The sequence below is a fragment of the Fictibacillus sp. WQ 8-8 genome (genome assembly GCF_024494405.1).
In the GTDB taxonomy this organism is placed as follows: domain Bacteria; phylum Bacillota; class Bacilli; order Bacillales; family Fictibacillaceae; genus Fictibacillus_C; species Fictibacillus_C marinisediminis.
Genome location: NZ_JAMXKG010000003.1, coordinates 82,750 through 102,245 on the forward strand (window position 1 = coordinate 82,750; position 19,496 = coordinate 102,245).

General features: G+C 41.7%; 25 protein-coding genes, 3 pseudogenes and 1 riboswitch. Of the genes and pseudogenes, 23 read left to right on the top strand and 5 right to left on the bottom strand.

Annotation, left to right across the window (positions count from 1 at the left end):
• The first annotated feature begins 249 nt into the window (after positions 1–249).
• The 6 genes and pseudogenes from M1K46_RS05685 (at position 250) to M1K46_RS05710 (ending at position 2,773) form a co-directional block, all read left to right on the top strand.
• Positions 250–977, top strand: a pseudogene (locus M1K46_RS05685) (type II toxin-antitoxin system SpoIISA family toxin).
• The gene (locus tag M1K46_RS05690) at positions 974–1,165 is read left to right on the top strand and encodes a hypothetical protein (RefSeq protein ID WP_256225290.1); all 192 of its coding nucleotides are present in this window, start codon (positions 974–976) and stop codon (positions 1,163–1,165) included. The pseudogene M1K46_RS05685 and the gene M1K46_RS05690 overlap by 4 nt, the downstream one beginning before the upstream one ends.
• 101 nt (positions 1,166–1,266) lie before the next feature.
• Positions 1,267–1,416: a hypothetical protein gene (locus M1K46_RS05695; RefSeq protein ID WP_156419122.1), complete on the top strand. Its 150-nt coding sequence runs from the start codon at positions 1,267–1,269 to the stop codon at positions 1,414–1,416.
• A gap of 67 nt (positions 1,417–1,483) precedes the next feature.
• Positions 1,484–2,098, top strand: a complete 615-nt coding sequence (locus M1K46_RS05700; RefSeq protein ID WP_256225291.1) for a dienelactone hydrolase family protein — start codon at positions 1,484–1,486, stop codon at positions 2,096–2,098.
• Complete coding sequence (locus M1K46_RS05705) at positions 2,082–2,288, top strand: DNA-binding protein (protein ID WP_369795866.1); 207 nt, start codon at positions 2,082–2,084, stop codon at positions 2,286–2,288. The genes M1K46_RS05700 and M1K46_RS05705 overlap by 17 nt, the downstream gene beginning before the upstream one ends.
• A 38-nt stretch (positions 2,289–2,326) precedes the next feature.
• Entirely contained in the window at positions 2,327–2,773 is a 447-nt protein-coding gene (locus M1K46_RS05710; protein WP_256225293.1) for a GNAT family N-acetyltransferase, read from the top strand.
• Here the strand turns inward: M1K46_RS05710 and M1K46_RS05715 are convergent.
• Positions 2,753–3,097, bottom strand: a pseudogene (locus M1K46_RS05715) (chromate transporter); the annotation flags it as partial. The gene M1K46_RS05710 and the pseudogene M1K46_RS05715 sit on opposite strands and share 21 nt — an antisense overlap.
• A 123-nt stretch (positions 3,098–3,220) precedes the next feature.
• Here M1K46_RS05715 and M1K46_RS05720 point away from each other — a divergent pair.
• The 9 genes and pseudogenes from M1K46_RS05720 to M1K46_RS05760 all read left to right on the top strand — a co-directional run bounded on the left by M1K46_RS05720 (position 3,221) and on the right by M1K46_RS05760 (position 10,692).
• Complete coding sequence (locus M1K46_RS05720; RefSeq protein ID WP_375162181.1) at positions 3,221–4,456, top strand: alkaline phosphatase; 1,236 nt, start codon at positions 3,221–3,223, stop codon at positions 4,454–4,456.
• Between the two features lie 287 nt (positions 4,457–4,743).
• Positions 4,744–5,301, top strand: coding sequence for a peptidoglycan-binding domain-containing protein (locus M1K46_RS05725; RefSeq protein WP_256225295.1), 558 nt, complete (start codon positions 4,744–4,746; stop codon positions 5,299–5,301).
• A gap of 145 nt (positions 5,302–5,446) precedes the next feature.
• Positions 5,447–5,638: pseudogene (locus M1K46_RS05730) on the top strand (GyrI-like domain-containing protein); the annotation flags it as partial.
• Positions 5,639–5,650: 12 nt separating this feature from the next.
• Positions 5,651–6,007: a VOC family protein gene (locus tag M1K46_RS05735; protein WP_256225296.1), complete on the top strand. Its 357-nt coding sequence runs from the start codon at positions 5,651–5,653 to the stop codon at positions 6,005–6,007.
• A gap of 24 nt (positions 6,008–6,031) precedes the next feature.
• A complete protein-coding gene (locus M1K46_RS05740; RefSeq protein ID WP_256225298.1) occupies positions 6,032–6,664 on the top strand; it encodes an FMN-binding negative transcriptional regulator in 633 nt (210 codons plus the stop codon).
• Positions 6,665–6,680: 16 nt separating this feature from the next.
• On the top strand, positions 6,681–7,229 hold the full coding sequence (locus M1K46_RS05745) for a GNAT family N-acetyltransferase (protein ID WP_256225299.1): 549 nt from the start codon (positions 6,681–6,683) through the stop codon (positions 7,227–7,229).
• Positions 7,226–7,708: a DinB family protein gene (locus M1K46_RS05750; RefSeq protein ID WP_256225300.1), complete on the top strand. Its 483-nt coding sequence runs from the start codon at positions 7,226–7,228 to the stop codon at positions 7,706–7,708. The genes M1K46_RS05745 and M1K46_RS05750 overlap by 4 nt, the downstream gene beginning before the upstream one ends.
• A 183-nt stretch (positions 7,709–7,891) precedes the next feature.
• Positions 7,892–8,212 (top strand): ArsR/SmtB family transcription factor, encoded by a 321-nt coding sequence (locus tag M1K46_RS05755; RefSeq protein WP_248252061.1) that lies wholly within the window; start codon positions 7,892–7,894, stop codon positions 8,210–8,212.
• Between the two features lie 11 nt (positions 8,213–8,223).
• A complete protein-coding gene (locus M1K46_RS05760; protein WP_256225301.1) occupies positions 8,224–10,692 on the top strand; it encodes a heavy metal translocating P-type ATPase in 2,469 nt (822 codons plus the stop codon).
• Between the two features lie 55 nt (positions 10,693–10,747).
• On the opposite strand, the gene M1K46_RS05765 is transcribed toward M1K46_RS05760, so the two are convergent.
• Positions 10,748–11,239: a PCYCGC domain-containing protein gene (locus M1K46_RS05765; RefSeq protein ID WP_256225306.1), complete on the bottom strand. Its 492-nt coding sequence runs from the start codon at positions 11,237–11,239 to the stop codon at positions 10,748–10,750.
• Positions 11,240–11,485: 246 nt separating this feature from the next.
• On the opposite strand from M1K46_RS05765, the gene M1K46_RS05770 reads away from it, so the two are divergent.
• Genes M1K46_RS05770 through M1K46_RS05785 form a run of 4 tightly spaced genes read left to right on the top strand, consistent with a single transcriptional unit; the run spans position 11,486 to position 13,799 of the window.
• Positions 11,486–11,911 (top strand): DMT family transporter, encoded by a 426-nt coding sequence (locus M1K46_RS05770; protein WP_256225309.1) that lies wholly within the window; start codon positions 11,486–11,488, stop codon positions 11,909–11,911.
• Between the two features lie 24 nt (positions 11,912–11,935).
• Positions 11,936–12,634, top strand: a complete 699-nt coding sequence (locus tag M1K46_RS05775; RefSeq protein WP_256225311.1) for a Crp/Fnr family transcriptional regulator — start codon at positions 11,936–11,938, stop codon at positions 12,632–12,634.
• 14 nt (positions 12,635–12,648) lie between these two features.
• Complete coding sequence (locus M1K46_RS05780) at positions 12,649–13,116, top strand: DMT family transporter (RefSeq protein ID WP_248252065.1); 468 nt, start codon at positions 12,649–12,651, stop codon at positions 13,114–13,116.
• The gene (locus M1K46_RS05785; RefSeq protein ID WP_256225312.1) at positions 13,113–13,799 is read left to right on the top strand and encodes a YjjG family noncanonical pyrimidine nucleotidase; all 687 of its coding nucleotides are present in this window, start codon (positions 13,113–13,115) and stop codon (positions 13,797–13,799) included. The genes M1K46_RS05780 and M1K46_RS05785 overlap by 4 nt, the downstream gene beginning before the upstream one ends.
• A 204-nt stretch (positions 13,800–14,003) precedes the next feature.
• Here the strand turns inward: M1K46_RS05785 and M1K46_RS05790 are convergent, their stop codons facing one another.
• Positions 14,004–15,155: a cation:proton antiporter gene (locus tag M1K46_RS05790; RefSeq protein ID WP_256225313.1), complete on the bottom strand. Its 1,152-nt coding sequence runs from the start codon at positions 15,153–15,155 to the stop codon at positions 14,004–14,006.
• A 505-nt stretch (positions 15,156–15,660) separates the two neighbouring features.
• Here M1K46_RS05790 and M1K46_RS05795 point away from each other — a divergent pair.
• Positions 15,661–16,056 (top strand): VOC family protein, encoded by a 396-nt coding sequence (locus M1K46_RS05795; protein WP_256225314.1) that lies wholly within the window; start codon positions 15,661–15,663, stop codon positions 16,054–16,056.
• 28 nt (positions 16,057–16,084) lie between these two features.
• Here the strand turns inward: M1K46_RS05795 and M1K46_RS05800 are convergent, their stop codons facing one another.
• A complete protein-coding gene (locus tag M1K46_RS05800) occupies positions 16,085–16,390 on the bottom strand; it encodes a hypothetical protein (RefSeq protein ID WP_053355084.1) in 306 nt (101 codons plus the stop codon).
• Positions 16,391–16,522: 132 nt separating this feature from the next.
• Between M1K46_RS05800 and M1K46_RS05805 the strand changes: the two genes are divergently transcribed.
• Positions 16,523–17,101, top strand: a complete 579-nt coding sequence (locus tag M1K46_RS05805; RefSeq protein WP_256225315.1) for a hypothetical protein — start codon at positions 16,523–16,525, stop codon at positions 17,099–17,101.
• On the top strand, positions 17,098–17,532 hold the full coding sequence (locus tag M1K46_RS05810; protein ID WP_053355082.1) for an NUDIX hydrolase: 435 nt from the start codon (positions 17,098–17,100) through the stop codon (positions 17,530–17,532). The genes M1K46_RS05805 and M1K46_RS05810 overlap by 4 nt, the downstream gene beginning before the upstream one ends.
• A 333-nt stretch (positions 17,533–17,865) precedes the next feature.
• Here M1K46_RS05810 and M1K46_RS05815 read toward each other — a convergent pair whose 3' ends face one another.
• Positions 17,866–18,699: a MetQ/NlpA family ABC transporter substrate-binding protein gene (locus M1K46_RS05815; RefSeq protein WP_062239571.1), complete on the bottom strand. Its 834-nt coding sequence runs from the start codon at positions 18,697–18,699 to the stop codon at positions 17,866–17,868.
• 118 nt (positions 18,700–18,817) lie between these two features.
• A riboswitch (SAM riboswitch) is annotated at positions 18,818–18,932 on the bottom strand.
• Positions 18,933–19,256: 324 nt separating this feature from the next.
• Here M1K46_RS05815 and M1K46_RS05820 point away from each other — a divergent pair.
• Positions 19,257–19,445 (top strand): hypothetical protein, encoded by a 189-nt coding sequence (locus M1K46_RS05820; protein WP_062239573.1) that lies wholly within the window; start codon positions 19,257–19,259, stop codon positions 19,443–19,445.
• The last annotated feature ends 51 nt before the right edge of the window (positions 19,446–19,496 follow it).

Below are 19,496 nucleotides of genomic sequence, written 5' to 3' on the forward strand. Positions count from 1 at the left end.
ATATATTTTTAAAGGTATAAGGATATGAAAATTTGCTGAAAAAGAGAAGCAGAAATGGATGATCAGTTGTTTTTTTCAGTAAGGATCAATTATCCGGAGGTTCGCCCAATGAATTGGAGTTAGAGGCACAATTATTGAAAGTTAGGCTCAATTCCAGCCAACAAGGCAGGAATCCACACTCCGTGAAGGGAATTCAATGGTAGACAGCACGGGATTGGAGGGGAAGAAACTTTGATCTGGTTTTTTCGGGTGGTCGTCTGGCTGATTTTTATCGGAATTGGAGCTTATCTTATTTTTTATTGGAGAGATGAAGATAAAGCTGAAAAGAAATTGGATGCGATCCGCAAATTGTGGTACGTCATTTACATATTCGGTGCCTTGATCTATTGGACAGGAAAGCCGCACAGCATCTTTGCAAATTGGACCAACTATCTGGTCGTTCTCGTGGTGTTTATCCTCATCGATGCCTTTATCTTCCTAAGTTTGTACTTGAAAAAAATCGGGAATAATGAACTAGCAAGAATCACACGATCTGTAGAGAACAACCAGATGTTTTGGATGATCTGCGTGCGAAAGTAAATAATGCCCTATATATCTTGAAAACGGAAGGGATCACGGCGTATTATGGAAGTAAGGAAAACTATCTATATGGACTGAAGCTCGTTCTTCAGGCTTATGTAGAGAAGGAAGGCCATAGCTTTACGATCCTGCCTTTCGATACACCGCAAGAGAAGAACGAAGCACTGGCTGCGTATACGAATGCAAGCCTTATTCAATCTACGCTATCAAGAGCTGAAGCTTACTATAACCAGGAAGACAACTTTGCGTTTTATCCTTTTAATATTGAAGATGAAATTTATGTAATCAAGATTTCATCCTCTGCAAAAGTAAGTGATGTCGATGGTTCTTTGATCGGAATCTTATTGGCCACTTACGATATCCTTGTACAAGCTTTGGAAAGGAGTGATGATGCATGACGAGTGGACTCGATCTTATGGGGAGCCAGCCGGTATCCATGAAGAACTGTGAACGAAAAGGAATCACGTTCAAGCCAAGAATTCAGTTTCCAAAAGTCGGCATCAGCCATCACACCATGCAGGTCATGGAAGAGAATGAGCGGATCATTCAAAAAGGAAACAGACGGGGAACATTCAAACGAAAATAAGACCTTAAAGGCAGTGGATTATTCCGCTGCCCTTTTTTGTATGATTGACACCTTGCTGCATATACTAAAGCAAACATTTCCGTGAAGCTGGAGGGAAGTTTGTGAAGAGCAGACGGTTTGTCTCCCGGATCCAAGGCCCGAAGCCGACCTTGTCCCATTTTGAAAAAGCGCTGAAGGAAGAAAATCATTCTATCCTGACTTTATTAAACAGTTTGAAGAAAAAACGCTGGACGTTCTTTGCCGGCAAATAATACATTAAATGGAGAGGGAGCAGAACCCTTTCTTTTTTTATGGACAATTGTTGTCTGGAGGTCTTAAATGTTCAAAGTACATCTTCATTCGGATACCCTTATCATCGTCGTTCACGAAATTTATGGATTGAATCAGCACATGAAAAAGGTTTGTAAGTTCTTATCTCAGCAGGAATTTGATGTCATTTGCCCGAATATATTGGGACGGGAAACGCCTTTTGATTATTATGAGGAAAGTCTTGCTTATGAGCATTTCATGAAGAACGTAGGATTTGAGAAAACCTCCCAAGAGGTCAAAAAATTAGTAAAGGAAAATAAACCGAACTATAAAAAAATCTTTATCACAGGATTTAGTGTGGGGGCTACTGTCGCCTGGCTATGCAGTAAGGAAGAAGGAGTGGACGGTATTATTGGGTACTACGGTTCGCGCATTCGAAACTATACAGAGGTCTCCCCTCAGTGCCCTGTCCTGCTGTTTTTTCCGGAAGAGGAGAAATCCTTTGCTGTGGACGAGCTGATCACGGTGCTTCAGAAAAAGGATGTTGAAGTTTACAAATTTGCCGGAAAGCACGGATTTAGCGATCCTCACACGGCAAATTATAACGAAGAATCAGCAAACCAAGCCTTTCATCATCTGAAGAATTTTTTAGAAAGGAGCGAGTATGTTGGCACAAAATCTTGAAAGTGATTTTCCGCCCAAATTAGCAAAACCGGCACAGCGCGCTCTGGCCGGTGCAGGATTTACCAGACTTGAGCAGCTTGTCAATCTTAGTGAAGCTGAAGTATCAAAACTCCATGGGATGGGTCCGAAGGCAATGGAACAGCTTCGTACGGCGCTTGAGGAAAAAGGACTCTCTTTTGCTAAAAAATAATGGAGATACAACTAGCAACACTTAAAGATGTTCCGTCCATGGTCAAGGTCCTAAATGCCGTTACCCTCGACTTGCTGAAGAAAGGAATCAACCAGTGGCCGTATCCATGGGATCCTTTTGTTGTTAAACAGGCAGTCGAGCGGCATGAGGGTTATGTTGTAATGCTGGATGCTCAGATCACCGGAGCTTTCTACATCTATTCAGTAAGCAAACTTAGTGATCTACCCATGGAACCGCAAAGCCTTTACATCTCAAAAATCGCTATCCTGCCCGAGTACCAAGGTAGAAACATAGGCTCCCAAATCATCCGTTTTGCTTGCTCTTTAACACAAAAACAAAACAAAACGCTGTATTTAGACTGCTGGGCAGGAAATGAAAAGCTGAAAGGTTTCTACGGTGTTCAGGGTTTAGAATATGTCGGCGATTTCCCGGAGGAGGATTATTTCATCAGTATTTTTAAATTCTCAGGACACGTAAGAAAGTAATGTTCCTCCCGCCACCCCAATGGCCACAACCGACCATGGCGGCAGCTTCCAATACATAAGCAAACTGAAAAGCAATGCGGCAAAAGCGAAGTCGATGGGGGCCAGGATGGAGCTCGTCCAAATTGGCTGATAAAAAGCTGAGATCAAAATACCCACCACTGCAGCGTTCACACCCATGAGAGCTCCTTTTACTTTGGGGTTGCGGCACAATGCATTCCAAAAAGGAAGCGTGCCAAAAACGAGCAGGAAAGCGGGCAGGAAGATCGCGAAGGCTGCAAGCAGTCCTCCTGTCCAGCCCTTAATTACAGCACCAAGGTAGGACGCTTTACAATTGCGTAATATAAATTCATCATATCGTTACAAGAGATTTATCGTTCCTTCATACTCATTTACTACAATGAAGGTACAACAGAGAAAAGGGGAGTGGAAGTATTGAAAAAGAAAACAATAGCTGCTGCAACACTTTCATTAGCACTCATCACATCATTTGGGGTAAATCAAATTGCGGATGCGAAAGAAGAGAAAAGTGCATCTCCTAAAAAAGCAAAAAATGTCATTATGTTTGTTGGAGACGGTATGGGAGCTTCTCACAGGGAAGCGATTCGTTTAGCTGCTCAAGGCCTTAACGGCGAGCTGGCTATGAATAAAATGCCGTATACAGGAAATGTTCATACACATTCTACTTCGGTCGTAACCGACTCTGCTGCAGCAGGAACGGCTATGGCGACAGGAGTTAAAACATATAATGGAGCAATTGGAGTAGATGAAAATAAGAAACCAGTAAAATCTGTGCTGGAAATGGCCGGTGAGGCTGGGAAGTCAACAGGCCTTGTCACAACAAGCCAGATTACAGACGCCACACCTGCTTCATTGGGTGCACATGTGGCCGATCGCAAAAAGCAAAGCGATATCGCGAAACAGTACCTTGAAAACAGTAAAGTCGACGTTCTGCTCGGCGGCGGTGAAGACTACTGGTACCCTAAAGGCGAAGAAGGAAAATATCAGGATCACCCAGCAAAAGATAAAGAAGAAGCAAGCCAAGGCACTCAAGGGAACTTGGTGAAAAAAGCTCAAAAGCTTGGGTATAACTATGTAACCAATAAAGATGAACTTCAAAACGCGAAGAACGGCAAATTGCTTGGCCTTTTCGCGAACGAAGAAATGTTCGAACAAAATCCTGAAGGTGAAGGCGACCTTTATGATCCGGTCGTACCATTGCCTGATATGACTCAAAAAGCGATTGATACGTTGTCTCAAAATAATAAAGGATTCTTCCTCATGGTTGAAGAGGAAGGAACCGATGAAATGTCCCACGAAAACAATGGTAAACTCATGATGAAAGCCGGCAAGCAGCTGGACAAATCTGTACAAGTTGCGAAGGACTATGCGAAAAAACATCCTGACACTCTTGTTCTTGTAGCAGCTGACCATGAATGTGGCGGGCTTTCCATCGAAGAAGTAAACCCTAAAGACGAGAGCGGTGACGATGTTTCGAAAGAGGATGGGCCATATACACCTGCTCACTCTAAAGAAAAGTTTACGCTTGACTGGACGACTAATGAACATGGCGGTCAATCTGTTCCATTAACAGCACAAGGACCTGGAGCAGAGAAACTGGAAGGAACGTATGAGAACACGAATATCTTTAAGGCGATGAGAGACGCGATGGGCCTTAAAAAATAATAGTAGCAACATCCGAAACGCTCAGAGATTTCTTCTGAGCGTTTTTTATTTGTCATGTTTTGCCGAATGTCTTGATGAGGATAACTTAATACCGCTGATCTAGATTTGCCAGAGGGACAGTTTGATGGCCCCACTGAAAGAAAATCGATCAAATTTAAAGAAGGACAGACGCCCGATTACGCTCTGCTTTATGTACAATTTTTTTAAAGGGCTTGCAAGGGACAAGAAATCGGGTATAGAGTGGTATTGTTGTATTTTTTCAAATTTTTGTAAGGAGGCTAAAGTGTATGAGCATGAAAAAATCGTTGATCTGTTTCTCGGCAGCAGGATTTCTTGCACTACAAGCTTTACTCCCAACTGCAGCGAGCGCATCGTCCGGTGTAAAATCAGAAAATGCGAATGTGGCTGATCCTTATCCCGGCCACGTCATTAAATACGGGGATCGTGGTTCTGTTGTCAGGAAAGTACAAACACAACTAATCAAAAATAGAATCCCGATTACGGTTGATGGAATCTTTGGAAAGGTGACGCTTCAGAAAGTGAAGCAGTTTCAATACTATCGCTATCTTAAGACAGATGGGATAGTGGGTCCTTCCACATGGAATGCTCTCTATCACACGCCAGTCCCCTATCCGGGGCACGCCATTAAGAAAGGTGACCGAGGAATGGATGTGACGTGGATTCAGGCACGTTTAAACGATGCGGGCGGTTCTATTAAAATTGATAGCATCTTTGGATCGAAAACAGAAGCGAAAGTAAAGGAATTTCAACAAAAACATCACCTGACAGTCGACGGTATCGTTGGCCGGGAATCATGGGAAGTGTTGTTTAATTACGAGGAGTAGGAGATAAAAAATGAGGCATCAGGAGAACGGATCCTGATGTCTTTTTTTGGTGGGAAAATCATAGCCTCAATGTAGGGAGGAAGGGATTGCGGATGTTCTGGCGAAGAATTAACCAGGATATGAAACCCTTTAAAGAGAATGAATGATGTACTCCTTTTATGACACACCGGGTAAACTGAATCAGGCCTATCAGTTTATGTTTGCAGAGTGGCTGCCTGCAAGTGAGTATGAGCCGGATTTTTCACGTCATAATTTAGAGTTTAACCTGAATAATCCTGCAGAGGATCCGGAAGGGAGATGCAAGGTAGATCTGTTTGTTCTCAAAAAATGCGGGTGAGGAAGGTGGAGCATGAAGCTTAACCATTTGAATCTATGTGTGAAAGATTTAGCAGAAGCACAGCATTTTTTTGAACACTTCCTAGGATTTCAAACAAAAGCGCAAAAGAGCGATGTGAGTAGGGTTATGGATGATGGTGAGGGATTTCTGCTGGTATTGAGCAGTATGGGAGAAGAGCCTCCCAAGTATCCGAATGGTTTTCACGTTGGCTTTTATGTAGAAACGAGCGAAAAAGTAGATGAAATGTATGAACAGCTAAAAGCTGCAAAGGTTTCTGTTGGCAATCATCCGAGAGTGATCCGTGGTGGGTATACGTTTTATTTTCATGCGCTGAACGACATTATGTTTGAGGTGACGTGCTCTCAGTAGCTGCAGCTGAAAAGGAGTGGTAGCTTGTATATTCCTAAGCCCTTTGAAATAAACGATGAAGAAATGATGTTTGATGTTATCGAACAATATAGTTTTGCCACGGTCATTTCTCAGCATGAAGGTGTTCCTTTTGCCACACATCTTCCCTTGGTGCTAGACCGTGAGAAACGTATGCTTTATGGCCATTTTGCCCGTCCGAATCATCAGTGGAAAGATATTGAACAGCAGAAGGTCCTTGTTATCTTTCAAGGACCTCATTGCTATGTTTCTCCTTCCTGGTATGAGACCCGGGAAGCGGTGCCGACCTGGAATTATGTAACCGTCCATGTGTATGGGGAAATCCAGTTTATACAGGATGAGCAAGAGATGGCTGAAACCCTCTTTAGCATGGTGAAGCAATATGAGGACCCTGAGAGTTCTTATGATGTTAACGATTTGGACCCACATTACATATCAGGGATGCAGAAAGGGATTGTCGGATTTAAGCTTGCCGTTACGAGTATGGAGGGAAAAGCAAAATTGAGTCAAAACCATCCATTAAAACGGCAGCAAATGGTGATGGAGAAACTGAGTAAGCAGCCTGGTGAAAACGAGAGACGGATTGCTAAACTGATGAAAGAAAATCTCAAACAAGCTTCAACAAATCGGCAAGAATAAAAGGCGGGGAAGCTCTGTGTTCTTTCAAAATGGAAAGCTAAGCGTACGGCAGCTCGCGTATGAAGATCGGTTCGTATTGGCTAAGTGGCTTTCAGATCCATCTGTCCTGGAATTTTATGAAGGCAGGGACCGCCCTCACGATATCTATAAAGTGATACAGAAGTTTTTTAAAAAAGAAGACGAGACGGTTGGCTGTATTGTTGAGTACGATGGAATAGACATTGGATACATTCAATTTTACAAACTGGATGTTGAAGCAAAACATGCATACGGATACCGTGATGAAACGGTATATGGGATGGATCAGTTCCTCGGGGAAGCTCGTTATCGTGATAGAGGGATTGGGACAGACTTGGTGGCAGGGATGCTGGAGTACCTAGTAAGCGATAAGCAGGCTCAGGTCATTATTATGGATCCGCAAACCTGGAATAAACGGGCCATTCGGTGCTATGAGAAATGCGGATTTAAAAAAGTAAAAGTACTGGCTGAACATGAGTGGCATGAAGGAAAGTACAGGGATTGCTGGCTCATTGAGTTCCGGCCGGATAAGGAGGAAGTATCATGAAGACGCTGTTTCGTTACAACTGGCAAGTCAGGGAGGATTGGTACAAATGGTGTGAGGGTGTTCCTGAAGCTGAACTACTAAAAGTTCGTACAGGCGGTGTGGGGGGCATCTTACATACGCTCTTTCATATCATCGATGTCGAGTGGAGCTGGATTCGTGGATTACAGGAAAAACCTGATTTTCAGGAGACTTTTGATGGATATCAATCCCTTGAAAAAGTCAGAAAACTGGACGCCGAGTTTAAGCCTGAAGTGGAAAATTTTGTTCTTGCCTGGAACAACAGTATGGAAGAACGAATTTTGCATGATACCCGACCTGATGGAAGGAAAGTGACATTCACCCATGGAGAAATCATGCGCCATGTGATCGCCCACGAAATCCATCACATCGGACAATTGTCGGTTTGGGCGAGGGAGATCGGAACGAAACCAGTAACTGCTAACCTGATTGATCGGGGACTGAACATAACAATTCAATAGGTAACATGGAAGAGCTGTTTTCACAACAGCTCTTTTTTATGTTGACTTTTTCAAAAGTACATTTATCTTTCCAAAGTATGATTACGAACCGCTTAAAAGTTTTTGACACATATATTAGTTATTGCTAATATCATATTAATATATATATTAGTTTACTCTAATGTATGAATGGGGGCTATTGGTATGCAATTGATCGAAATTGATACAAAGGTAAAATTTCTGCGTGGTTTTGCTGATAAAACACGAATTCAAATATTAGAGGCGTTAATGGATGAAGAAAAAACTGTATCTCAAATCGTAGAAGCGATCAACGGAAATCAATCCAACATATCACAACATCTCGCCTGTCTTAAAGGTTGTGGCATTATTGTAGGAAGACAGGAAGGAAGATATTGTTATTATCGTATCCGCAATCAGCAGGTCCGTGAACTGCTTAACATGTTTAACGTTGTTCTTGCCGACGTTCAAAATGATGTCGCTTGTTGTGACAGTCATATAGATTAGGAGTGATTCTTATGTCAAACCAATGCTCCGGCTCTGATAAAAAGCCACAAACGAAAAAGGATAGCTGCTGTTCAGGTGGGGAAGCCACAGAAGCAATAGCCAAGGAGAAAACAACCAGCTGTTGTTCTTCTGAGCCACAAATAAAAGAAACGAGTATTGTACCTTCCCTTGATGGTGAAAAAATGGAGTTTAGAGTCCAGGGAATGGATTGTCCTGCTTGTGCAAAAACCATTGAAAAAGGGATTCGCACACTAACGGATATAAAAGAAGTCCATGTGAATTACAGTACTGCGAAAATGCAAGTCGTTGCACACAATCTCTCAGCCTTTGATCCCATCGAAGGCCAAATTAAGAAGCTCGGCTATACTGTGGAGCCGATTAATGAGAAAAGAAAACTTAAGACCTACACGGTAGAAGGAATGGATTGCGGTAGTTGTGCTAAAAGTATCGAAAATCATTTAAACCTCCACTCTTCTGTTCAAAGCGTAAATGTTAATTTTTCGACGGGGAAAATGAAAATTGAACATACAAATAGTCCAGAAGAAATCGTTTCAGAAGTTTCTAAGATTGGGTTTAAAGCTACGTTAGATACTAGCCGTACAGCAAGTCAGCCTGTCCAAAAGAAGAATGAAAATGGTTTGCTCATTGGTTCAGGCCTGTTGATTGCACTTGGTTTTGCTGGTTCCTTTACAGGTGTATCCACATTGATGTCCTCGATCCTCTATGCTGTTGCCATGATTCTGAGTGGATATAAACCTGTGAAAAGTGCTTACTATTCGTTAAGAAGCCGTTCTTTAGACATGAATGTATTAATGTCAGCGGCAGCAATTGGGGCAGCTTTTATTGGTGAGTGGCTGGAAGGTGCCACTGTGGTTTGGTTATTTGCATTGGGCAACGAATTGCAGAATAAGTCCATTGAACAAACAAGAAATTCGATTCGCAATCTTATGGATCTAGCTCCTCCAGAAGCCTGGGTTCAAGCCGGCTTAGATGTTGTTAAAAAACCCGTAGAGGATATCTCGATTGGTGATGTCATTATTGTTAAACCAGGTGACAAGATTCCTTTGGATGGAGAGGTATTTAAAGGGGAATCCAGTGTTAATCAAGCACCGATTACAGGTGAATCCATCCCTGTTGATAAGCAATCAGGAGACAACGTGTATGCAGGAACCATTAATGAACACGGAACGCTTGAGATCAAGGTAACAAAGCTAGTCGAAGATACGACTATTTCCAAAATCATTCACTTGGTGGAAGAAGCTCAGGAGCAAAAAGCACCCACTGAAGCCTTTATTGATAAATTCGCAGCCATCTATACGCCGATTGTATTTGGATTGGCATTACTTATCATGGTCCTTCCGCCATTATTAACATTAGGAACGTGGGGTGATTGGTTTTATAAAGGGCTTGAATTATTGGTGATTGCTTGTCCATGTGCACTGGTGATCTCTACTCCAGTGGCCATTGTGTCAGCCATCGGGAATGCTGCAAAGAATGGAATCTTAATCAAAGGTGGGACCTTCTTAGAAAAAGCGGGTGCCATCACAGCTATCGCGTTTGATAAAACAGGAACCTTAACTGAGGGCAAACCAAAAGTATCAAAAGTTGAAGTGCTGGAAGGTACAGAAGAAGAACTGTTATCCATCGCCTTCACATTAGAGAATTATTCCACTCATCCAATTGCTAAAGCCATTGTGGATTACGCGAAGTCCCAAGGAATTTCTTCTAAAGAAGGAGAGTTATATAAAAGCATTGTTGGGAAAGGCGTCCAAGCCGCGATTGATGGAGTGAATTATTACGCAGGAAACCTAACTCTATTTAAAGAAATGCCGGTGTCACTGGATCAGCTTAACCAAAATGTACTGGAGCTGCAGAACCAAGGGAAAACGATCGTGATCATTGGTACGGAACAAAAGATCATTGGTTTGATTGCCGTGTCGGATACCATCCGAGAATCCACCATCTCTTCGTTAAAAGCATTAAAAGAAAGAGGAATACGCGAGACCATCATGTTAACGGGGGATAACGAAGGTACCGCTAAAATAATTGCCTCTGAAGCAAATGTGAGTCGTTACTTTGCTGAATTATTGCCAGAAGATAAAGTAACCGCAATCAAGAAGCTGCAAAGCGAAGGTTACAAGGTAGCCATGGTCGGTGATGGAATTAATGATGCCCCTGCACTGGCCGCCGCTGATCTAGGAATTGCGATGGGTGGAGCGGGAACGGATACTGCCATGGAGACCGCGGACATTGTTTTAATGGCTGATAATCTTGATAAGCTGCCTCATACCATGAAATTGAGTAAAAATGCGTTATCCATCATCAAGCAAAACATTTGGTTTTCCATCATCATAAAGGCTATTGCATTGGGATTGATATTCCCTGGCTGGCTTACGCTCTGGATGGCGGTATTAAGTGATACAGGGGCAGCATTAATCGTTATTTTAAATGCTTTAAGGCTATTAAAGGATAAAGAATGAAATATATCAAGATGACATAATTAAAACCATTGAGACGATTCTCAATGGTTTTTCTTTATATGGTAGGTGTAGGTGTTGGTTTTGCATAACCCTTCTCATATGTTTTATTGATGTTCTCTCTAATTTCCTTTACTGATTTTCCTTTGCTGTAATCCATTACTGATTGTGCAGCGATTTCCAGACATACCCCACATTTTGTTCCGTGATCATCCCAAACTATTGCACCGTTCTTTTTATTTTCATGGACGAAGCAATCGTAATTATTTTTATGGTTTGCTTCTTCACAGCCGCAGTAACAAGGAATCTTCTCCAGGAGCTCTTTATGTTTAGCAGCAGCCTGATAAATTACCTGTATCTCTTTTGGCTGTTTCATTAAAAAGGAAGGCAACGATTCAACTTTTCCTGTTTCCTCTCTAATATCGGAGGTTTCATGAGATTGAGATTGTTCATGCTCTTGATGATTTTTTTCGCTTTTTTGAGGTTCTTTATTGGAACAGGCGATTAGAAGAGATAAGGAGAGTAAGACAGCAAGTGATTTTATTTTCATAACAATTCTCCTCTACAATAGATTAGATTACTCTGTCATTTTAAATGAAAAAAGGCGGCTGCACATAGCTGTTCACAATTAATACATAAATGTAAACAACTCCATCCTGTGAAATCATGGTGCATTCTATTTAGCTCAACAAGAAAAACTGCCTTCATTTTTTATAAAGTGAGGACATATGTCCTTTCCCTCATGCGTGGCTTTCCCTGATAATGAAAAATGTAAATTAAACAGGGGAGAGATTCGATGAAAGGAATACTTTTTGCGTTGTTCGGAGGTATCTTCATTTCCCTTCAAGGTGTGGCCAATTCCCGGATCGGCCAGGATATTGGCACATGGCAAGCGGCCACGGTTACCCAGATGACAGGATTTATTTTAGCGATGATCCTCATGATTTTCTTCAGAGATCAGACTTGGCAAAAATTCAAACTTGTGAAACCGCTGTATTTGTTTGGGGGAACGTTTGCTGCTATCGTGATCTTCAGTAATGTGACAGCCATCCATAAGGTAGGTGTGACCCTGACCATCTCTGCTCTCTTGATCGCTCAGTTAAGCGTTGCTTTTTTAACAGACAGCTACGGCTGGTTTGGAACGGCGAAACAGAGAATGAGGATGCCGCAGTTCATCGGAATTGGTATGATGATTACAGGTGTGCTGATTTTAAGCATGTGATAATCGCCTGATGGAGGTTTCGCTATGAAAGAAATCAATGATCGAAAGCTGCTTGAATTATATTTAAGTGATCATCATATAGAATCTATATTTCATTCGCAATTGATGCCGTATTTGAAGTTATATCATTTCAAGCCGGGTGAGCTCATCTGTTCACAGGGAGAACCCGCACAGTATCTTTATGTACTGGTGAAGGGGAAGGTAAAAGTGTACACCACCTCACCAGAAGGCAAAACACTCATTCTTTCGTTTAAAACACCGCTTGAAGTGATCGGGGACATTGAATATGTACGGGGTACAGATACGGTGAACACAGTGGAGGCTGTATCTCCTGTCACGATGGTCGGTATTCATCATCGCTGGCTGAAAAAATACGCTTGTGATGATTCAGCGTTCCTGAATTTTTTATTGAAAATCATTACGGAAAAATTCTATGTGAAATCCAATTCTTTACGCTTTAATCTGCTCTATCCGGTGGAAGTTCGTCTGGCGAGTTATCTCTTGTCGGTCTCGTTTGATGAATCGGATTCCTTATTAACGGGGCAGCACAGTACCCGGAGCTTGAAAGATGCTGCGAATTTAATCGGAACGAGCTACAGGCATCTGAACCGGGTCATCCAGCAATTTTGTGCAGAAGGATTGGTTGAAAGGAACAGCGGAGGAATTCTTGTAAAAGATCGGGAAGGCTTGCGGGCATTGGCCAATGACAATATCTATGAATAAGGAGTAGAAGAGTTATGCTTTTAGGGATCATTTTTGCGCTGATTGCAGGAGCGCTCGTCGGCTTGCAAAACATTTTCAATAGTAAGGTCAATGAACATGCGGGATCCTGGGCAACGAATGTCCTGGTTTTGGGTCTGGGATTCATTGCATCACTGACGCTTGGTTTAATCTTTGAAGGGAAACAATTATTCCATCTGCACCATATGCAAACGTGGTATTGGTTCAGCGGTGTGATTGGAGTAGGAGTGGTGACCTGTGTGGTACAAGGGGTCAAACGGCTCCGGCCAACGATTGCTATCTCCATTGTCCTGGCATCACAGCTTGGATTTGCCCTGTTTTTGGACTCGGTGGGCGCCTTAGGCTTGAAACCGGTGCCTTTTACCTTTAAAGAGCTGATTGGAGTGCTGATCATCATCGGAGGCATCATCGTTTTTAAATTCAGCGGTGAGCAAGAGACTCAGCAATCGCAGAAAGCCTCATGAAAACTTACAAAACACTGTTATTTGATGTTGATGATACGCTGTTGGACTTCGGTGCGGCAGAGAGCACAGCCCTTCACATGTTGTGTGAAGAGCAGCAGATTACGTTTACCTCAGAACTGGAAAGCCTTTATAAGAAAATAAACCAGGGGCTTTGGCAAGCATTTGAAGAAGGGGAAATCGAACGGGACGAGGTCCTTAACACTCGCTTTTCTCTTTTATTAAAAGAGTACGGCCATGAGGCGGATGGGCGTTTGCTTGAAGAAATCTATCGTGGATTTTTAAGTGAAGGGAACCAACTGATCGAAGGAGCATTGGAATTGATCACAGTGCTGCAAGATCGTTTTGATCTATATATTGTGACAAACGGTGTTTCCAAAACACAAGACAAACGGTTGAGAAGTTCGGGGCTGCATCCACTGTTCAAAGGGATTTTTGTTTCCGAGGACACGGGGTTTCAAAAGCCAATGAAAGAGTACTTTGATTTTGTTTTTGCACGTATCCCCGATTTTTCTCTAGAACAAGGATTGATCATCGGTGATTCCTTAAATGCGGACATGAAAGGCGGACAGCTGGCCGGGCTCGATACCTGCTGGTTTAATCCCAAAAAGAAAACCAACCATACGGATATGGTTCCGACCTATGAAATACAGAAGCTTGATGAGCTGTATCAGATATTGGGATAAAACTAGGTCAACCGGATTTTTCTGGTTGGCCATTATTAATTTCAAGGAATCTGCCGTTCGGATGGATAAGAAGAATAGATCCCTTTTATCGAGTTAATAATTTGTAACAGCGGCTATATGGGTTTTAATTCATGTAAGGTACCCCTTACTAAGGGAGCCATTTTGACTGGCAACCCGTTTTTTAAACCCATCCGAAAAGGTAGTTTATGCTGTTTTGATTTCTTTTTGAGTTTTTGAATTGAAAAAGATTTTCATCATAGGTGGTGTAACAATAGTAGTCACAAGAACTACGACAACAATGACAGCAAACATGTCTTGGTTCAATAGCTTTGATTCTAGACCAATAGCGGAAATGATTAACGCTACTTCACCACGAGAGACCATGGCGGAACCAATTCCGAGTGAACTGTTCCAGCTGAATCCAGCTGCTTTTGCTCCTATTGAAGCTCCGATTAATTTGGTTAGGATCGCGATTAAACTAAGGGCTGCGATAAGACCTATATTTTCCGTAATCCCTGAAAACTCTGCTGTAATTCCGATGGAGGTAAAGAAAATAGGAACAAAGAGAGAATATCCGATCGTTTCAACTTTTTCAAAAACCTCTTGTTTGAAGTTGGTCACACTAACCACTACTCCGGCGATGTACGCACCAATGATCGCCGCAACTCCTGTATATTCTGCGAAATAGGCAAAAACGAAACAAATAATCAGAGCGGATGAAATCACCGTTTCTGTGACTTTTAATAAAGAAAACTTGTTTAAAAAGTAAGGGACGACCTTCCATCCTACAAGAATAGCTCCTGCGAAGAATAAAAGTTTCTTAAGAATAACCGTTGTTAAATTGACATCTCCTCCAGCAAAACTCATTAAGAATGCCAAAGCGATGATAACGACTACATCATCAATCACAGCTGCACCCAAGATTGTTGTTCCTTCAGGTGTTTTTAATTGGTTCATCTCCTTGAGTGCCTGAACAGAAATACTTACGCTTGTTGCAGAAAGCACAAGCCCTAAAAATACAGCTTCCAATACGGATAGGTGTAATGCCATTCCTGCTAAATATCCTAAAACAAGGGGAACAATGATACCACCAAAGCCTACTAATGTGGATGCTTTACCTGTCCTTTTAAACTCATCCAGATCCGTTTCCAACCCAGCAATAAACATTAAGAAGATCACACCGATTTGGCTAAATTCATTTAACGTCTCTGTCTCGTTCACCAATCCCAATACCGATGGTCCAATAACAATCCCAATGATAAGTTTTCCAAGAACTGAAGGCTGTCCTAATCTTACACTCAGGCTTCCCGCTATTTTGGAAGCAATTAAAATAATGGCGATTTGCAGTATTAACATGTGAACAACCACCTTTCATTTTTTAGTTGAAAACAAAAAAAGAGCCTGTTACCAAGGGCATAAATATCCCTTGGTGACAGGCTCCTCCAAGTCGTACGATTTATTTTGTTAAATCCATTATACCATATTTGCGGAAAAAATTTAAGTGTTTTAATGCAATTTCCAGTTTGTTCCGTCATACTAGAGGGACAACGGATTTGTGATCGGACAATACGAAGCCTTTTAACGTGAAAAACACCTTTGCAGGGAATGATAAAGTTATTCAGGCTCTAGGAATGAAGGAAATACAAAGCGGGGAAGGAACATGCCAGGCTTTTTTCTGGTTTCGGAAGGCATATAATGCGCTTCCTAAGGTTAAAATCCCTAATAAAATAACTGAGTACAAGGTATGGGCAATTGCTAGGAGTAAAACAACTGCAAGCAATCCTAACAAAATCGATTATACGATAACGCATGATAAAACTTAGAAAACTAAAATGGAGAAAATGAATCTGAGGTGTGAACAATGAAGAAAAAAATTGGACATATCACCATCCTTGTTAAAGATTTTGATGAGGCGGTTGCTTTTTATACGAATCAGCTGGGATTTGAACTATTAACTAATGTAGCATTTGGCAATGGACACAGATGGGTTACAGTAGCTCCCTCAAAGGAATCAGAGACCGCCATCGTTTTTGTGAAGGGTGATACGCCGGATAAAGCTGAAAGAATCGGCAGCCAGGCCTCCAATCATGTCTTCTTAGTCATTCAAACGGATGATTGTTTACGTGATTATGAAGAAATGAAGAAAAAAGGGGTGAGCTTTCTAGGCGAACCGAAGGAAGTTCCTTGGGGAATTGAAGTCGTTTTTGAAGATCTATATGGCAACCGATTTGATCTTCTGCAGCATAATGGCATGTAAGAAAGAACTTCCCGTGTTGGAAGTTCTTTTAATTTTTTACTTGGTCGATGGCGATCACAATGAAAACAGCGAGCACATGGCATCCGGCGAGTAATGCATAAAAAGATCCTCTCAATCCGTCTATGAATAGGTGAACAATAGGAAAGAGAATCGTGATACATCCGAAAACCATTATAATGATACCGATTCGACTAGCCAATTTCTTTTCATTACGAGGAAAAAAAGTCTGCCGGTAACCAGCAACGAACGAAGCGGTACCTGAACATTTAATCATCCATCCCACAAATAAAATGAGTACACCGATTGCAGCTACACCGAGAGATTTCAAAAGCATTCACTTAATCCCTCCACCTTTATTTTTCCATATTATAACATTATTTCGGGGTTATGCCTTTTAGAAAAGAGGGGTTTTCGCATCTCTTAAAGAAAGGATAAAGAAAACATTCAAAATGAAGGGGAATTTACGATGAACAACGCAGCACTACGCTGTATGGAAGATCTTGTTTTCATGAAGCAGCTTCACTTATTCGACCAGCCCGATGTCATTTTATATCATCCCGGACATTTTCCGGAATTAAATGAACAGCTGCTCTCCTTTTATGAAGAAAAAGGAGCAGAGCTGATCCTGATTCCTGGGGTTTATAACTCGTTCTTGAAACAAAATGAATATAATTACTATGCTCCTCTTTTATCAAAAGCGGGAATTAGTGAGGATCGACTGATGGCCATACCAAACCGGAATGAAGCCAAAAGCGTAGAGAGTGTCATTCACTCTGCTTTTGAATTCTTAAATTCTACTCCTTATCGAAACGTTCTGTTGGCCGGAAAGTCTTTCTTCTGTCGCCGTTTTTACCTTCTATCTTCTTTGTACGCAAGTGATGATAAAGTATTAGATGTTTTGCCTCTGCAAGATAATCGAGAAATTGTCCCTGAAAAATGGACTTTGAGTGAAAAAGGAAGGGCAAGGGTACTCAACGAGGTTGAACAGTTGGCCTACATAAGTAATGAGAAGCTATCAAAGCAGTTAGAGGAGATGAGCAAATGAAACGTGTAGATGTGGTTTATGTTTTATTGTGGGACGAACGAGCGGATAACATCTTAATGGTGAAGAACAGAGGGGAAAAAGGTTCCTATTATACGCTTCCCGGAGGAGCAGTAGAGGAAGGGGAAACCCTTGAACAGGGTGCTGTCCGTGAAGTGAGAGAAGAGACGGGCCTGGAGGTAGAAGTAGAGAACGTATTTGGAATATCAGAGGCCTTTTTTGAAGAAAGTAGGCATCATGTGATTTTCTTTACGTTCCTCGGTAAAATAACCGGTGGAAAGATTGGGACCCTTTGTCCTGATGAAATCGAGGAAGTTGCATGGATGGATTATATGGAAGCAGAGCCATATCTATATCTTCCGGATGGTGTAAAAGAAAGGATCAAATCCAATCATTCCATCTCCTATAGTCAGCGAGGAACCGTCAGAAGCTAAAAAAGAAGTGCAGTATCCAAGAAAATAAGGACAATTATTTGATGAAAAAGAAGCTTTCTCGAAGATAAGGGGAAGCTCTATTTTTTTTGAGGAGCATGCTGTGTTTTTAATGTGCAGGTAACGTGTTTGAATACTGATTTTTGAGTTTACATGCGGGTTTGTATGGTTTACTGTCCACTTTGCTGAGTTTACGTGCCGTTTTTCAGAGTTTACAGTCTGCTTTTTGCGCTTTACGTGCCAGATCAAGCATGTTACATGCCAAACACACCATCCCGCCCCATGCCCCATACCAAAAAAGAGCCAGGAGAAAATTCTCCAGGCTCTTATTTCAACTTATTTTGAAACAGGAAGGACGGCGCCTTTGTATTCTTTTTCAATAAACGTTTGGATCTTTTTAGAATGAAGCACTTCAACCAGGGTTTTAATGGCTTTCTTGTCTTTATCTCCTTGGCGGACAGTGATGATGTTGGCAAATGGAGAATCAGGCCCTTCTAGTGCGATGGAATCTTTCTTTGGATTAAGTCCTGCATCGATGGCATAGTTCGTGTTGATGACGATAGCATCTCCTTCATTGTACTGATAGGCCTTTGTAAGAAGAGCTGGCTCGATGTCAGCCTTAAATTTAAGTTTCTTTGGATTTTCAACAATGTCTTTCAGCTGTGCTTTGTACCCGACGCCTGATTTAAGCTTGATCAATCCTGCTTTTTCAAAGATAGAAAGGATTCGGCCATGCTCAGCTACTGAATTGCTCAGAATTACTTTTGCACCGTCCGGCAAATCTTTTAGTGATTTGTATTTTTTAGAGTAAACGCCCATTGGTTCAATGTGAATGGCTCCGGCGTTTTCGAATTTATAGTTTGGATTTTCTTTCAATTGCTGCTCCAGGTAAGGAATGTGCTGGAAGTAGTTAGCATCGATCTCTTTATTGGCCAGCGCTTTGTTTGGCAGAACGTAATCTTGGAATTTAACGATCTTCAGGTCAATTCCTTTTTTCTTCAGCAAAGGAACCGCTTCTTTTAGAATGACAGCGTGCGGTACATTAGAGGCACCGACAGTTAATTTTTCTATCTTTTTCCCATCGCCGCTCGTGCTAGATGATCCGCATGCCGATAATGCTGCTGCGATCAATACTCCCAGTAATAATAATCCCCATTTTTTTAATTTCATTGATTCCCCAACCCCCATTTTCATTTTTTGATAGTACTACACTGTCTTGAGAGCATGGAGTTAAACCAAAAGCCCTCAATCTCAAAAGAGACAGAGGGCTCCGAATAAATCCGTTGACCTCTCATCTCTCAGCTTTCGCTGTTAGATTTAGCACCGTTTCCATACTGGTGATTCAGCATGAATGGTTGCCGGGCTTCATAGGGCTAATTCCCTCCACCTGCTCTTAATAAGAGTGTACTCATATCAAATTACTTTGTATTATGGCAGGGATTCAAAATAATGTCAATTCCTTTTTTTCCAACAGAGCCATTGTATAAATATATTTATGGGTGTTTGTGTCGGAGCTCTTCAAGAAAAAGCGAACCTCTCGCAATCCACTGTATCCAATTCAAAATCCACCATGTGCAGCGTTCCTTTCCTTGTTTCTGCCATCTATCATAGCGAAATTGGGGCATGTTCTCCAATTAAGTTGCCCTATTTGTAAAAAAATGCAGACAAAACATGTGGAAGAAGATATCATTACAGTATGATCTACACGGCATAAGGAGGTACGAAATATGTCATCTGAAAATAATGGGCAGCCTAAAAAGCTGAGCTATCAGGAAGCGATCAAGCAAAAGCTGGCTGAAAAAAAGCAGCAGCAGGCTAACGGAAAGCTTTCTACAAACCCGGTTAAATCAACCAAACAAATGAAAAGCCAGCAGACGAAAAAGGCCAACAACCAGCACCGTCGCACTGGCGTTTAATTTTCACTATGAAACCCTTATATGAGGGTTTTTTTGTTTACTTAGAAAGGA